The following is a 14,453-nucleotide window of genomic DNA, read 5'->3' as shown; positions in this document are numbered from 1 at the left end:
GGATGCGGAGAGGGGCGATGGACAGGCGGATGGTGTTGGCGGCCATGGGCGGCGCAGCGCTGGTTCCGCCGCGCGCCCTTGCCGGCCCGACCGATCAGGCCGGATGGATGAATCCGCCGCGCGTCTGGCGCGAACAGGACGGCGTGCTAATGATGCGTGCCGAACCCAAGACGGATTTCTGGCGAAAGACCTATTTCGGTTATGTCACCGACAATGGCCATTTTCGCAGTCAGCGGGTGACCGGCGATTTCGTGGCGACGGTCAATGTCGTCGGCGACTATGCCGCGCAATATGACCAGGCGGGGCTGATGGTCCGGCTGGACCATGAAACCTGGTTGAAATGCGGGGTGGAACGGGTGGATGGCGTCGCGACCGTCAGCGCGGTCTTCACCCGCGATTTTTCCGACTGGTCCGGCTTTCCGATCGATGCCAGCCCCAACGACCTGTGGTTCCGCCTGGCGCGAAAAGGGTCGACCTTCACCTATAGCTGGAGCGCAGACGGCAGGACTTGGCGCGAGGTCCGGCAGGGTCACCTGACCGATGCGACGACGCTGGACGTCGGTGTCATGGCCGCCGCGCCGGAAGGATCGGGCTTCGACGTCCGGTTCCGCGCGCTGACCATCCAGCCGCCGGCGGTGCAGGCCGGCGCCTGATCCGCCAAACGCCCCCTCCCGCTGCGCGTCCAGGATCGCTAAAGGCGTTGGCATGTACAGCTTCGAAATCAATTCCGGCGACAAGCCTGCAATGTATGCCGCGCTGGCCGACGCGCTGGACGGGGTGACCGCCGGCGAGCCGGACGGCATCGCCAACATGGCCAACGCCGCCGCCCTGATCTGGCAGGTGCTGCCCGACCTGAACTGGGCCGGATTCTACCGCAACGTCGGCGACGAACTGGTGCTCGGCCCGTTTCAGGGCAAGGCGGCGTGCATCCGCATCCCGTTTGGTCGCGGGGTATGCGGCACGGCGGCTGCGACGCGGGAAACGCAGCTGGTGCCCGACGTCCATGCCTTTCCGGGCCACATCGCGTGCGATGCGGCCAGCCGGTCGGAACTGGTCGTGCCGATCCTGTCGTCCGATGGGGACCGCGTGCTGGCTGTCCTGGACCTGGACAGTCCGTTGCCCGGCCGGTTCGACGATCAGGACCGGATCGGCTGCGAACGGCTGGCGGCCTTGCTGGCCGCGCGGATCGGCTGACCCGGAACGGGACAGTCCTTAACCAAAGCGCGGCGTAGGCACGGCCGCCCTGCGGCTGGTAAATCAATCGGCAACCATGTTGCGGTCCCGGATTCGGGTCCGCTTCGTTCAACAGGAGTTGCCGATGCGCCTCATTGCCCTGTCCGCTGCCGCGCTGGCCGCCCTTGCCACCGCCATGCCCGCCGAAGCACAGGTGGCGCATCGCGGTCGGCCCGGCGGGGGCATGATGCCGCATCGCCCGATGATGCCGCACCGGCCGATGCCGGGCCATCATCGCTGGGGCGGGGCGATGCAGGGCCGCTGGTATGGCGGCTTTGGCGCGCCCGGCGGCTGGGGCGGCTATATCGCGCCGACTCGCGGGTTCATCCTGCCCAGCTACTGGATCGCGCCGCAGTTCCAGATCAGCGACTGGAGCCGGTACAGCTTTGCCCCGCCGCCGCGCGGCCGCACCTGGGTACGCTATTACGACGATGCGGTGCTGGTCGATCATCGCGGCCGGGTGGAACAGGTTCAGCCGGGCGTCGAATGGGAACGCTATGACGGCCCCTATTATGACGGTGCCTATAGCGGCGGCGCGGATGCCGGAATTGCCGGCCGGGACGGCTATTACGACCGTTACGAGGCCGCGCCGGTGCCCAAGGACAGCAATGTCGAAGGCGCGGTGGCTGGGGCGGTGGTCGGCGGCGTGGCCGGCAACCTGATCGGCGGGCGCGGCAATCGCCTGGCCGGTACGCTGATCGGTGCTGGCGTCGGCGCAGTGGCCGGTGCCGCCATCGATTCGGCCGAAAACAGCAATTCGCGCCGCCGGGGGGCGACCTATGACCAGCCGGGCTATCCCGATGGCCGGATGGTTCCGCCCAGCCATGGCGGCTATTACGGCCGCGAAGAGGGTCATGCCGAGGGCTATGACCTCGACGAACGCTATGCCGTGGAGGACGGTTACGCCGCCCGTGACGGCGAATGGCGCTATGGCGGCGAGGTGTTCGGCCCCATCGGCAGCCGCCGGACCCGCATCGTGCGCGAAGGCTATGCCGCGAATGGCTGGTATTATCCGCCGGTCATCGAAACGCAGATGGTCGTCGGCGTGCCCGGCGAAGCCCGCCACGAAGCCGTGATCATCGAGGAATCGCATCCCGGCAAGATGACGCCCCGCGCGCCGATCAAGCGGGTGTATCGATCCAAGGGCAAGTAAAGCGCCCGGCAATCGCCGGATAGCGCGAACGGCGCGGCTTCGGGGGGAGCCGCGCCGTTTTTGCGTTCACCGCCGCATCTTGTCCCGCCATCGGCTAGCGCCTGTCGGTTGAGAGGGCGCAGTCAGGGCCGACGCACCGCCCGCCCGGCAAAGGCCACCACGCTTTCGGCACCCGTCTCGCTCAGCGCGGACACGCCGACGAAATGGTCGTCGACCACGATGTCCTTCAGCACCGCCGACGTGCCGGTCACCTCCAGCTGGTCGGTCCAGTCCTGCGCATCGTTGCGCCGCCAATGGACCCGGTATTTCGCGGCACCCGGCACCGGATCCCAGCTGACGGTGGTATCGGTCGCCAGCGCGCCTTCGATGGCGGCGTTCTTCGGGATGCCCGGCGCGGATGCGAACTGCCGCGCGGCGGCGATATTCAGGGCCGTCACCTTGGCCAGATAGGGGAAATCCATCTTGTCGATGGTGTCGCCATATTCCCTGCCGCCTTCGGTGCGCAGATCCTGGTGCTGCTGGTCGTAATTCTCCGCCGCCACCGAAAAGCGGATCGCCGGATAGCCGAGGCGCAGGAACGCCTCATGATCGCCGCCGCGCCCGAATCGGTCGGGGCGGCGCACCACGAACACGTCGAGCGCGCCGGGGGTCGCCGCGGCCAGCCGGTCGATCGACTTGGCCAGCGACCGGCTCGGCCCGTCATCCTCGCCGCCATTGCCGCGCCGTGCCTTCTGCTCGTCCAGCGTCTCGATCTGGCGGATGCCTTCCGAAAACACGCGCACCCGGTCGGCGACCCGCACGCCGTTCTGCCCCACCGTGTTGCCGACGATATCGTTGTTCAGCACCGCCGAGACTTCCCATCCCGCCGCCTGTGCCGTCTCGGCCAGCAACTGCCCGCCCCAAAGGCCCTGTTCCTCGCCGGACAGCGCGGCATAGATGATCGTCGCCTTGAACTTCTCCTTTGACAGGATACGCGCCGTCTCCAGCACCAGTGCGGTACCCGACGCATCGTCATTGGCCCCCGGCGCGTCGCTGGTCGCGTCCATCACGTCGGACACGCGGCTGTCGATATGGCCCATGATGATGATGACGCGCTTGTTTTCCTCGCCCGCCTGAAAGCCAAGCACATCGACGACATTGACGCCGTTCGGCGCGCGCGGGCCGTTGAAGGTGCGGGCAATGTTGCTGACGGTGATGCACCCGCCGCATTTTTCGCTGATGCCGTTCAGTTCATTGGCGAACCAGCGCCGGGCGGCACCGATGCCCCGCGTCGGATGATCGGGGTCGGATGCGGTGTGACGCGTGCCGAAAGAAACCAGCTTTGCCACATCCGCCTCAAGCCGGGCGGGGGAGGGCGCTTCCTGAGCGATGGCGGGAACGGCTGCGCTCAGCAGCAGCGGGGCAAGGACAAGGGTGCGCATTGCCGGAACGTGGCGGGAAAAGCCGCGCGGCTCAAGGGGCGAATGGTTTCTTCCTTCCCCTTGGCGGGGGGAGGAAAGGCAGGACCTCAGCTCAACCGGTCGAGCGCCTCGTGACTAAGCCCGCCGGGCACGATCATCACTGGTACGCCAAGCGTTCCGGCCTCTGCCGCGAACAGGGTGACGAGCGGGCCGGGCGCACCCTCCGCCGCCGCGCCCAGCACCAGCGCGGCGATTTCGGGATTGCCCGCAATCGTCTCGCGCACCGCGCGGGCACCTTCGCCTTCATGCACGATGATGCTTGGCGACAGCCCGGATTCGTCCAGCAAGGTGCCGGCCGCCGCCGTCACCAGCGCATCGACCCGCTCGCGCGCCTCTGCCTCCATCTGGGCCATCACCCCGCCCCATTGCACGAAATCGGGCTTCGGGATCAGCGCCAGGATTTCGACATGCCCGCCCGTTTTCACCGCGCGGCGCGCGGCAAAACGCAGGGCGATTGCTGCCTCCGGGCTTTCGTCGACCACCACCAGATAGGTGCGCACGCGCCATCCTCCCCTGTCGGGCGGCATCGCCCGAATACGAATGAAAGGGTAAGCGCTGGCGCGTCCAGTGCAAGGGGCGGGCTTGACCAGCCTTGCCATGACGGCAAAGGAAGGCCACTCACAGGACCAGTAACGGGACAAGCCATGTCGATCGAACTCAAGATGCCCGCCCTGTCGCCGACGATGGAGGAGGGCACGCTTGCCAAATGGCTCCTCAAGGAGGGCGATGCCGTAAAGGCGGGCGATGTCATGGCCGAAATCGAAACCGACAAGGCGACGATGGAGTTCGAGGCGGTCGATGAAGGCGTTATCGCCAAGATTTTGGTCGCCGAAGGCACCGACGGCGTGAAGGTGGGAACCGTGATCGCCATCATCGCCGAAGAAGGCGAGGATGCGAGCGCGGTCGAGGCAAAGCCCGCCGCTTCCGCCGCGCCGGCCGCTGCCGAGCCTGTAGCCGCCGAAAAGGGCTATGGCGCCCAGCCCGCCAAGGACGCGCCCCAGGCCGAGCGCGCCGAAGCCAAGGCTGCGCCCGCGCCAGCTGCGTCCGGCGACCGGGTAAAGGCCAGCCCGCTGGCCCGCCGCATCGCCGCCGACAAGGGGCTGGACCTGTCCGCGCTGCAGGGCACCGGCCCGAACGGCCGGATCGTCAAGGCGGACGTCGAGGATGCCAAGCCGGGTGCCAAGCCCGCCGCCGCGGCACCTGCGCCCGCCGCTGCTCCCGCAGCCGCGCCGACCGAGGCCAAGGCCGTGTGGTTCGACGACTCGATCCCGCACACCGCCGACAAGCTGTCCAACATCCGCAAGACGATCGCCCGCCGCCTGACCGAGGCGAAGCAGACGATCCCGCACATCTACCTGACCGTCGATATCCGCTTGGACAAGCTGCTCAAGCTGCGCGGCGAGTTGAACAAGGGGCTGGAATCGCGCGGCGTGAAGCTGTCGGTCAACGACCTGCTGATCAAGGCGCTGGGCGTGGCGCTGGAACAGACGCCGAAGTGCAACGTCACCTTCGCGGGCGATCAGCTGATCAGCTACCACCGCGCCGACGTGTCGGTCGCGGTTTCCACGCCGACCGGCCTGATCACCCCGATCGTCCGCGATGCCGCCAACAAGTCGATGGCAAAGATCTCGGCCGAGATGAAGGAACTGGCGGGGCTGGCCAAGGAGGGCAAGCTGAAGCCCGAACAGTATCAGGGCGGTACCGCGTCGCTCTCCAACATGGGCATGTTCGGCATCAAGCAGTTCGAAGCCGTCATCAACCCGCCGCAGGGCATGATCATGGCGATCGGCGCCGGCGAAAAGCGGCCCTATATCGTGGACGATGCGCTGGGCGTGGCGACGGTGATGAGCGCCACCGGCAGTTTCGACCACCGCGCCATCGACGGTGCGGACGGGGCGGAGCTGATGAAATTGTTCAAGGAACTGGTCGAAAGCCCGCTGGGCTTCATCGCCTGAGACGGCCGCGATGCGGGTATGGACTGAACTGGCGTTCGTCGCCCTTGGCCTGATTGCAGCGCTGGTCATCGGCGCGCTGTCGGCCTGGTCCTATCCGCAGGGAGCGGGCGACATCTGGCTGGTGACGGGCGCGATCACGGTCATCTCGGTCGCCATGGGTATCGGCCCGGTCCGCCGTGCCATGGCCGCCGAGCGCGAAGGGCGGGGCAATCATGGCTGAACGCGATCCCGGTCGCCCGCCGTCCGGCGAACCCGCGCTGCGCGTGACCACCATGCCCGCCGACGCCAATCCCTATGGCGATATCTTTGGCGGCTGGCTGATGAGCGTGATGGACATGGCGGCGGGCCTCGTCGCCTCCCGCTATTCGCGCGGCCGCGCCGTCACCATCGCGGTCGACGCCATGCAGTTTCACCGCCCGGTCGTCGTCGGCGACGAGGTGTCGGTCTATGCCGACATGGTCAAGGTCGGCCGCACCAGCATGACGATCCAGGTCGAAAGCTGGTGCCGCGACCGCCACGGCGAACAACTCTGCAAGGTGACCGAGGCGCGGTTCGTGTTCGTCGCCATTGACGAAGCGCGGAAGCCGCGTGTGATCGGCGAATGAACGGTCTCAACCCAAACCCCTCCCCCCTTGCGGGGGAGGGAGGGGCCCGCGCCGAAGGCGTGGGAGGGAGAGGGGGGCTGATAGGCCGCGCCCGTCAGCTTCGGCGCGATACTACAGACGCCGAACGCAAGCTCTGGTCGATCCTCCGCGCCAAGAAGCTTTCCGGGTGGAAATGGCGTCGCCAGCAGCCGCTGGAACGCTACATCGCCGATTTCGTCTGTTTTGAAACGCGGCTGATCGTCGAAGCCGATGGCGGCCAGCACGCAGACAGTCAGGCCGACCTTGCCCGCGATAAATGGCTCACCGATCAGGGCTTTCGTATCATCCGGTTCTGGAACAACGATATTCTGACCAATCCCGAGGGGGTCGCCGACCGCATCCTCGCGGCGCAGGCCGGTGCTGTTGCATCGACCGATGCGCCTGCGGCACCGCCCCCTCTCCCCAACCCCTCTCCCGCAAGGGGAGAGGGGCTTTTGCAGGAGCACAATCGTGGCTGACACTTACGACCTGATCGTTCTCGGCTCCGGTCCCGGCGGCTATGTCGCGGCGATCCGCGCGAGCCAGCTTGGCCTCAAGACCGCGATCGTCGAGCGGGAAAATCTGGGCGGCATCTGCCTCAACTGGGGCTGTATCCCCACCAAGGCGCTGCTGCGCTCCGCCGAAATCTATCATTACATGCAGCACGCCAAGAATTACGGTCTGGTCGCGGAGAAGATCAGCGCCGATCTGGACGCGGTGGTCAAGCGGTCGCGCGGCGTGGCGAAGCAGCTCAATCAGGGCGTCACGCACCTGATGAAGAAGAACAAGATCACCGTCCACATAGGCGATGGCAAGCTGACGGCGAAGGACAAGCTGACCGTCACCGACAAGGACGGCAAGACGACCGAGCTGACCGCCAAGAACATCATCGTCGCCACCGGTGCGCGCGCCCGGGAGCTGCCCTTCGCCAAATCGGACGGCAAGCGCATCTGGACCTATCGCCACGCCATGGTGCCGACCGAGATGCCATCGAAGCTGCTGGTCATCGGATCGGGCGCGATCGGCATCGAGTTCGCCAGCTTCTACAACGACATGGGCGCCAAGGTGACCGTGGTCGAGATGATGGACCGCATCGTGCCGGTCGAGGACAAGGATGTCTCGACCTTCCTCGAAAAGGCGCTCGTTAAGCAGGGCATGACGATCATGACCGGCGCCGGCGTGAACGGGCTGGAGGTCGGCGTGAACGGCGTGAAGGCCAAGCTGAAGGACAAGGCGGGCAAGGAAACCACCGAGGAGTTCAGCCATGTCATCGTCGCGGTCGGCATCGTGCCGAATACCGAGAATATCGGGCTGAAGGAACTGGGCGTCGCCATGGACGATCGCGGCTTCCTGAAGACCGGGCCGGACTGCGCCACCAACGTCCCCGGCATCTGGGCGATCGGCGACATCACCGCGCCGCCATGGCTGGCGCACAAGGCGAGCCATGAGGGCGTGATCGCGGTGGAGGCAATGACCGGCGGCCATCCGCACGCCATGGACCCGCGCAACATTCCGGGCTGCACCTATTGCCACCCGCAGGTCGCATCGGTCGGCCTGACCGAAGCCAAGGCGAAGGAGCTGGGCTACAGCGTCAAGGTCGGCAACTTCCCCTTCATCGGCAATGGCAAGGCGATTGCGCTGGGCGAGGCGGAAGGCTTCATCAAGACGGTGTTCGACGCCAAGACCGGCGAGCTGCTGGGGGCGCACATGGTCGGCGCGGAAGTGACCGAGCTGATCCAGGGCTATACCGTCGGCAAGACGCTGGAGACGACCGAGGCGGAGCTGATGAACACCGTCTTCCCGCACCCGACCCTGTCCGAAATGATGCACGAAAGCGTGCTCTCGGCTTATGGCCGGACGCTGCACATGTGATCCGAACGGCTTGGCGCGCCTGGATACCGTCTTGGCGCGCCAGTCGTTTTTCGCCTAGTCATTTGGTCGGGATAAGGCATTCTGTCGGCGCATCTGTGCCGGAGACTCGCCATGACCTCGCTTGCGCTGCATCGTCCCGACGCTGTTTCCCTGATTTTGCTGCCCGACCGCCGTGGATTGCCGCCCGTGCTGGCCGAACTGGTCGCCGGACGGTTTCCGGATGCTCGGACGCTGCCGTTCCGGGGGCGGAGCGTGCCGGAGCGCAACCGCTGGGCGGCCCAGCTTGACGAAGCGGTGAACCAGGCCGCCCGGCCCGCGCTGCTGCTCGCCAGCGGGGCGGCTTGCTTTGCCGCCGCCTGGTGGGGCCGGCTGACCCCGCGCTATTATGTCGACCGCGTCGTGGGCGCGCTGATGGTCGATCCGGTCGAGGATGATCGCATCGCCAGCCTGGCATCGCCGCGGATCCCGCTGCCCTTTCAATCGATGCTGATCGATGGCGAAGCGCTGCTCGGCAGCGATGAGCGGGTGCAGATGCTGGCCGGCACATGGGGCGGCGAAGCATCGGTTGTCGCGGGACCGACGGGCCTGGGCACGGCATTCAGCCATGCGGTCAATCGCTGGATGCGCCGCGTGGTGGAACGCGACGTCGCGCTGCACGGGATTCGCACCGAAATCTGACGGTGCGCGATTGACAGGAGCGGCGGCCCGGGCACAGGCTTGCCGCCTGTTCCGTTGGCCGGGGGTACCCTGATGAAATCGATGTTTGCCGGTGCCGTATCGGCCCTTGCCCTGTTCGCTGCGCCGGCGATGGCGGAGGATGTCGTGGTGACCGCCGACCGGATGGTCGATGTGCTGACCGGCAAGATGGTCGAAAGCCCGGCGGTGTTCATCACCGATGGCCGGATCACCGGCATTGCCGACGCGCGCATCGTCCGCTGGAGCAGCGACGTCCGCCATATCGACCTGTCCGGTCAGACGATCCTGCCAGGCTTCATCGACATGCACGTCCATCTGGACAGCAACCCGAAATATGGCGGCTATACCAACCTGCAGTTCACCGACAATTTCTGGGCGGTGCAGGGCACAGCCAATGCCCGCGACATGCTGATGGCGGGGTTCACCACTGTCCGGAACGTCGGCTCGGAAAACTATGACGATGTGGCCTATAAGCAGGCGATCGACGAGGGGCTGATCCCCGGCCCGCGCATCGTCCCGGCGGCGCATTCGCTCGGCGCCACGGGCGGGCACTGCGACAGCACCTATCTGCCGCCCTCGTTCAAGGCAAAGGGCGTGGCAGTGGGCGACAGCCCGGACGAACTGCGCCGCATCGTCCGCGAACAGCGAAAATATGGCGCGGAGGTCATCAAGGTGTGCGCGACCGGCGGCGTATTCTCCCGCAATACCGAACCCGGCCAGCAGCAATTGTCCGAGGGCGAATTGCGCGCCATCGCTGACGAGGCGCATCAATGGGGCCTGCGCGTCGCCGCCCATGCGCACGGCGCAGCGGGGATCAAGGCCGCGATCAAGGCGGGCATCGACACGATCGAGCACGCCAGCCTGGTCGATGACGAGGGCATCAAGCTGGCCGTCGAGCGCAAGCAGCCGGTCTGGTTCTCGATGGATATCTTCAACACCGACTATACTCAGGCAGAGGGCGCCAGGAACGGCGTGCTGGAGGACAATCTGCGCAAGGACCGGGAGATCGCGCAGATCCAGCGCGACAATTTCCGCAAGGCGCACAAGGCCGGTGTGCGGATGGTGTTCGGTTCCGACGCGGGCGTCATGCCGCACGGCACGGCGGGCGGCCAGTTCCGCGTGATGGTCCAGTACGGCATGACCCCGATGGAGGCGATCCAGGCCGCCACGCGGAACGCCGCCGAAGCGCTTGGCCGGGAAAAGGATGTCGGCGCGATCGCCGTCGGCCGCTATGCCGACATCGTCGCGGTGCCGGGTGATCCGACCCGCGACATCGGCCTGCTCGCCGGACCGGTGACGGTGGTGAAGGGCGGGGTGCTGGTGAAGGAGTAGGGTAGGGGAAAGGCGGCCGAAGCCTGCCAATGCCTCCTCCCCGCATGGCGGAGGGGGAGGCGGCCCGCCGCGTAGCGGTGGGCAGGGTGAGAGTGTCCTGTTCGCCGAGCCTCTCGGCCCGCCTTATTCCGCCGTATCGCTGACGATGGTCACCGGCGCGATCGGCTCCGGTGCCTCCATCGGTACCGCCTTTGCCGCCTGTTCGGCGATCACGGCCATATGCTTCAGTCGTCCGTCGATATGGCCGCCGGTTTCGATCGTGATCTGATCATATTCCACATCGCCGTTGATCCGGGCGGTGCGGTCGATGGTCAGGTTCTTGACCCGCACCGTCCCGTCCACCGTTCCCGCCAGCCGCGCGGTATCGGCGGTGATGACGCCCCCGATCCGGCTTTCCGGCCCCTGGATCAGGCTGGCGCAGGTAATGTCCCCCTCGACCCGGCCATCGATATGCAGGTCGTTCGATGCGGTGACGTTGCCGGTGATGACGATATCGGCACCGACGACGGAGAACATTCCCTTTCGCCCCGCCTGCTGGTTGGCGGGCGCCGGCGACGGGGTGACGGACACGGGGGCGGGCGCCGCGAAACGGTCCTCACGGTTGCGGTTGTTGTTGAACATGATTCGGCTCCCCCCGTTTCTGCGCCGTTGCGCGACCGACAATGCCATAGCAGGGGGCGGCGGGCGTGTCGCGGATTGCGGCCACGGCCGGGCGCACGGATGGCGCGGAATGACGCGCAGCGGCCCATTGACCCGCGCCGTGCCCCTGCGTATAGGCGCGCCATCCACATCTGACCGGACCATGGGTTCGGGCATGGGGATTTTTTTGAGCTGAACATTGTTGGAGACGCCAGGGCCCGGAGGCCGGCAAGGCCGTCAGGGTCCTTTCGTATTTTCCGGAATCATGGCTCCAGCAAAGTAACCATTGGAAGGTGAAGGGCTTCATGCCGACGATCAACCAGCTGGTCCGCAAGGGCCGCGAACCGCAGAAGGCCAAGTCGAAGGTCCCTGCGATGGAGCAGAACCCGCAGAAGCGCGGCGTCTGCACCCGTGTCTATACCACGACCCCGAAGAAGCCGAACTCGGCGCTGCGCAAGGTGGCCAAGGTCCGCCTGACCAACCAGCGCGAAGTCATCAGCTACATTCCGGGCGAAGGCCACAACCTGCAGGAGCACTCGGTGGTGCTCATCCGCGGCGGCCGTGTGCGCGACTTGCCCGGCGTGCGCTACCACGTCCTGCGCGGCGTGCTCGACACGCAGGGCGTCAAGGACCGCAAGCAGTCCCGTTCGAAGTACGGCGCGAAGCGTCCGAAGTAATTCAGCCAGAGTAGGCCCCGGACGGGTTCCGGACCGGCCGAAGTTCTAGAAGGAAATCTAAGATGGCTCGTCGTCGTCGTCCCGAAAAGCGGGAAATTCTGCCGGATCCCAAGTTCGGGGATGTGGTGCTGTCCAAGTTCATGAACAGCGTGATGCTGGACGGCAAGAAGTCGGTCGCGGAAAGCATCGTCTATGGTGCGCTGGAAACGGTGGAAACCCGTGCCAAGCGCGATCCGCTGGGCGTGTTCCACGATGCGCTGAACAACATCAAGCCGGGCATCGAGGTCCGCAGCCGCCGCGTCGGCGGTGCGACCTATCAGGTGCCGGTCGAGGTGCGCCCCGAGCGTGCCCAGGCGCTGGCGATCCGCTGGCTGATCACGTCGGCCCGCAACCGCAGCGAAAACACCATGGCCGCCCGCCTGTCGGGCGAGCTGATGGACGCCGCCAACAACCGCGGCAACGCGGTGAAGAAGCGGGAAGACACGCACCGGATGGCTGAGGCCAACCGTGCGTTCAGCCACTACCGCTGGTAAGTTTGGGTTACTATATGGGTGGAGCGCTCCGGCGCCTCCACCCATCACCGTTCGCCCTGAGCTTGTCGAAGGGCTGCACTTCTTCCCCGGAAGAAAGGACAGGGCTTCGACTGGCTCAGCCCGAACGGAAATAGGTGCAGTCCTTTTTCGAACGCCGTTAGGCATCAGGAGTTAAGATCATGGCCCGCAGCCATCCGCTCGAGCGCTATCGCAACATCGGCATCATGGCGCACATCGATGCCGGCAAGACGACGACGACCGAGCGTATCCTTTATTACACCGGCAAGTCGTATAAGATCGGCGAAGTTCATGAAGGCACGGCCACCATGGACTGGATGGAGCAGGAGCAGGAGCGCGGGATCACGATCACGTCCGCTGCCACCACCTGTTTCTGGAAGGCGCAGGACGGTCAGGGCGAAGAGCACCGGATCAACATCATCGACACCCCCGGCCACGTCGACTTCACCATCGAAGTCGAGCGTTCGCTGCGCGTGCTCGACGGTGCGGTCGCCTGCTTCGACGGCGTTGCCGGTGTGGAGCCGCAGTCGGAAACCGTGTGGCGTCAGGCCGACAAGTACGGCGTGCCGCGCATGTGCTTCGTCAACAAGCTCGACCGGACCGGGGCCGATTTCTATTACTGCGTGAACTCGATCATCGAGCGCCTCGGCGCACGTCCGGCGGTCCTGTATCTGCCGATCGGTATCGAAGGCGGGTTCAAGGGCCTGGTCGACCTGGTCGAGAACCGCGCGATCATCTGGCTCGAAGAATCGCTGGGTGCCAAGTTCGAATATCAGCCGATCCCGGACGACATGGCCGAAAAGGCCGCGAAGTATCGCAGCGAGCTGATCGAAATGGCCGTCGAGCAGGACGACGAGCTGATGGAAGCCTATCTTGAAGGCAACGAGCCTTCGGTGGCCGACCTCAAGAAGCTGATCCGCAAGGGCACGCTGGAAATGGCGTTCGTGCCGATCGTCTGCGGCTCGGCGTTCAAGAACAAGGGCGTTCAGCCCCTGCTCGACGCGGTGATCGACTATCTGCCGTCGCCGCTGGACGTGCCGGCGATCAAGGGCGTGAAGCTGGACGGCGAGACGCCGGACGAGCGTCCTTCGTCCGACGAGGCGCCGTTCGCTGCCCTGGCGTTCAAGATCATGAACGATCCGTTCGTCGGCACGCTGACCTTCGCGCGCATCTATTCCGGCAAGCTCGAGGCCGCTTCGACCGTCACCAATTCGGTGAAGGACAAGAAGGAAAAGGTCGGCCGGATGCTGCTGATGCACGCGAACAGCCGCGAGGACATTCAGGAGGCGTTCGCTGGCGACATCGTGGCGCTTGCGGGTCTGAAGGACACCACCACGGGCGATACCCTCTGCGCGCAGAGCGCGCCGATCATCCTTGAGCGGATGGAGTTCCCCGAGCCCGTGATCGAGCTGTCGGTGGAGCCCAAGACCAAGGCCGACCAGGAAAAGATGGGTGTGGCGCTCAACCGTCTCGCCCGCGAGGATCCGTCGTTCCGCGTATCGTCTGATTCCGAAAGCGGCCAGACGATCATCAAGGGGATGGGTGAACTTCACCTGGAAATCCTGGTCGATCGCATGCGGCGCGAGTTCAAGGTGGAAGCCAATGTCGGTGCGCCGCAGGTGGCGTACCGCGAATATCTGGCGAAGCCGGTCGAGCTGACCTACACGCACAAGAAGCAGTCGGGCGGCTCCGGCCAGTTCGGCGAAGTGAAGGTCAAGGTGATCCCTGGCGAACGCGGATCGGGATACCAGTTCTTCGACGAGATCAAGGGCGGCAATATTCCCAAGGAATATATCCCCTCGGTCGAAAAGGGCTTCCGCGAAACCGCCGAAACCGGCTCGCTGATCGGCTTTCCGATCATCGACTTCGAGGTTCACCTGGTCGACGGCAAGTATCACGACGTCGACTCCTCGGCGCTCGCCTTCGAAATCTGCGCCCGTGGCGCGATGCGCGAAGCGGCCCAGAAGTCGGGCATCAAGCTGCTTGAGCCGATCATGAAGGTCGAGGTGGTGACGCCGGAGGATTATCTGGGCGACGTCATCGGCGACATGAACTCGCGGCGTGGCCAGATCCAGGGCACTGACAGCCGGGGCAATGCTCAGGTGGTCGAGGCGATGGTGCCGCTGGCCAACATGTTCGGTTACGTGAACCAGCTGCGCTCGTTCACGCAAGGGCGGGCGCAATATTCGATGCAGTTCAGCCATTATGACGAAGTGCCGCAGAATGTGGCCGATGAAGTGAAGGCGAAGCTCGCCTAACCGA

The 14,453-nt window shown here is 65.7% G+C and carries 16 protein-coding genes; 13 read left to right on the top strand and 3 right to left on the bottom strand.

What is annotated here, in order from left to right:
- The first annotated feature begins 17 nt into the window (after positions 1–17).
- The 3 genes from ACPVPU_RS13785 (at position 18) to ACPVPU_RS13775 (ending at position 2,386) form a co-directional block, all read left to right on the top strand.
- Entirely contained in the window at positions 18–653 is a 636-nt protein-coding gene (locus ACPVPU_RS13785) for a DUF1349 domain-containing protein (protein WP_448658529.1), read from the top strand.
- Positions 654–705: 52 nt separating this feature from the next.
- Complete coding sequence (locus tag ACPVPU_RS13780; protein WP_448658528.1) at positions 706–1,194, top strand: GAF domain-containing protein; 489 nt, start codon at positions 706–708, stop codon at positions 1,192–1,194.
- 124 nt (positions 1,195–1,318) lie between these two features.
- Positions 1,319–2,386: an RcnB family protein gene (locus ACPVPU_RS13775; protein WP_448658527.1), complete on the top strand. Its 1,068-nt coding sequence runs from the start codon at positions 1,319–1,321 to the stop codon at positions 2,384–2,386.
- A 122-nt stretch (positions 2,387–2,508) separates the two neighbouring features.
- On the opposite strand, the gene ACPVPU_RS13770 is transcribed toward ACPVPU_RS13775, so the two are convergent.
- The gene (locus tag ACPVPU_RS13770) at positions 2,509–3,807 is read right to left on the bottom strand and encodes a M28 family peptidase (RefSeq protein WP_448658526.1); all 1,299 of its coding nucleotides are present in this window, start codon (positions 3,805–3,807) and stop codon (positions 2,509–2,511) included.
- A gap of 86 nt (positions 3,808–3,893) precedes the next feature.
- Positions 3,894–4,346: a universal stress protein gene (locus ACPVPU_RS13765; RefSeq protein ID WP_448658525.1), complete on the bottom strand. Its 453-nt coding sequence runs from the start codon at positions 4,344–4,346 to the stop codon at positions 3,894–3,896.
- A gap of 144 nt (positions 4,347–4,490) precedes the next feature.
- On the opposite strand from ACPVPU_RS13765, the gene ACPVPU_RS13760 reads away from it, so the two are divergent.
- The 7 genes from ACPVPU_RS13760 (at position 4,491) to ACPVPU_RS13730 (ending at position 10,324) form a co-directional block, all read left to right on the top strand.
- Complete coding sequence (locus ACPVPU_RS13760; RefSeq protein WP_448658524.1) at positions 4,491–5,801, top strand: pyruvate dehydrogenase complex dihydrolipoamide acetyltransferase; 1,311 nt, start codon at positions 4,491–4,493, stop codon at positions 5,799–5,801.
- A 10-nt stretch (positions 5,802–5,811) separates the two neighbouring features.
- Positions 5,812–6,021 carry a hypothetical protein gene (locus tag ACPVPU_RS13755; RefSeq protein WP_448658523.1) on the top strand — a complete coding sequence of 70 codons (210 nt, stop codon included), beginning with the start codon at positions 5,812–5,814 and terminating at the stop codon, positions 6,019–6,021.
- Positions 6,014–6,406 carry an acyl-CoA thioesterase gene (locus ACPVPU_RS13750; protein ID WP_448658522.1) on the top strand — a complete coding sequence of 131 codons (393 nt, stop codon included), beginning with the start codon at positions 6,014–6,016 and terminating at the stop codon, positions 6,404–6,406. Before ACPVPU_RS13755 ends, ACPVPU_RS13750 begins: the two co-directional genes overlap by 8 nt.
- Positions 6,403–6,903: an endonuclease domain-containing protein gene (locus ACPVPU_RS13745; protein ID WP_448658521.1), complete on the top strand. Its 501-nt coding sequence runs from the start codon at positions 6,403–6,405 to the stop codon at positions 6,901–6,903. Before ACPVPU_RS13750 ends, ACPVPU_RS13745 begins: the two co-directional genes overlap by 4 nt.
- A complete protein-coding gene (gene lpdA / locus ACPVPU_RS13740) occupies positions 6,896–8,296 on the top strand; it encodes a dihydrolipoyl dehydrogenase (RefSeq protein ID WP_448658520.1) in 1,401 nt (466 codons plus the stop codon). The genes ACPVPU_RS13745 and lpdA overlap by 8 nt, the downstream gene beginning before the upstream one ends.
- Positions 8,297–8,407: 111 nt before the next feature.
- Positions 8,408–8,974, top strand: coding sequence for an alpha/beta hydrolase (locus tag ACPVPU_RS13735; RefSeq protein WP_448658519.1), 567 nt, complete (start codon positions 8,408–8,410; stop codon positions 8,972–8,974).
- A gap of 72 nt (positions 8,975–9,046) precedes the next feature.
- Complete coding sequence (locus tag ACPVPU_RS13730; protein WP_448658518.1) at positions 9,047–10,324, top strand: Xaa-Pro dipeptidase; 1,278 nt, start codon at positions 9,047–9,049, stop codon at positions 10,322–10,324.
- 123 nt (positions 10,325–10,447) lie between these two features.
- On the opposite strand, the gene ACPVPU_RS13725 is transcribed toward ACPVPU_RS13730, so the two are convergent.
- On the bottom strand, positions 10,448–10,945 hold the full coding sequence (locus ACPVPU_RS13725; RefSeq protein WP_448658517.1) for a bactofilin family protein: 498 nt from the start codon (positions 10,943–10,945) through the stop codon (positions 10,448–10,450).
- 323 nt (positions 10,946–11,268) lie between these two features.
- Between ACPVPU_RS13725 and rpsL the strand changes: the two genes are divergently transcribed.
- The 3 genes from rpsL (at position 11,269) to fusA (ending at position 14,449) form a co-directional block, all read left to right on the top strand.
- Positions 11,269–11,640 carry a 30S ribosomal protein S12 gene (rpsL, locus tag ACPVPU_RS13720; RefSeq protein WP_019831557.1) on the top strand — a complete coding sequence of 124 codons (372 nt, stop codon included), beginning with the start codon at positions 11,269–11,271 and terminating at the stop codon, positions 11,638–11,640.
- A 62-nt stretch (positions 11,641–11,702) separates the two neighbouring features.
- Positions 11,703–12,173: a 30S ribosomal protein S7 gene (gene rpsG / locus ACPVPU_RS13715; protein WP_426276217.1), complete on the top strand. Its 471-nt coding sequence runs from the start codon at positions 11,703–11,705 to the stop codon at positions 12,171–12,173.
- Between the two features lie 179 nt (positions 12,174–12,352).
- Complete coding sequence (fusA, locus tag ACPVPU_RS13710) at positions 12,353–14,449, top strand: elongation factor G (protein ID WP_448658516.1); 2,097 nt, start codon at positions 12,353–12,355, stop codon at positions 14,447–14,449.
- Positions 14,450–14,453: the final 4 nt, after the last annotated feature.

The organism is Sphingomonas paludis (genome assembly GCF_053502515.1).
This window is presented reverse-complemented; position numbering and strand designations above follow the sequence as displayed.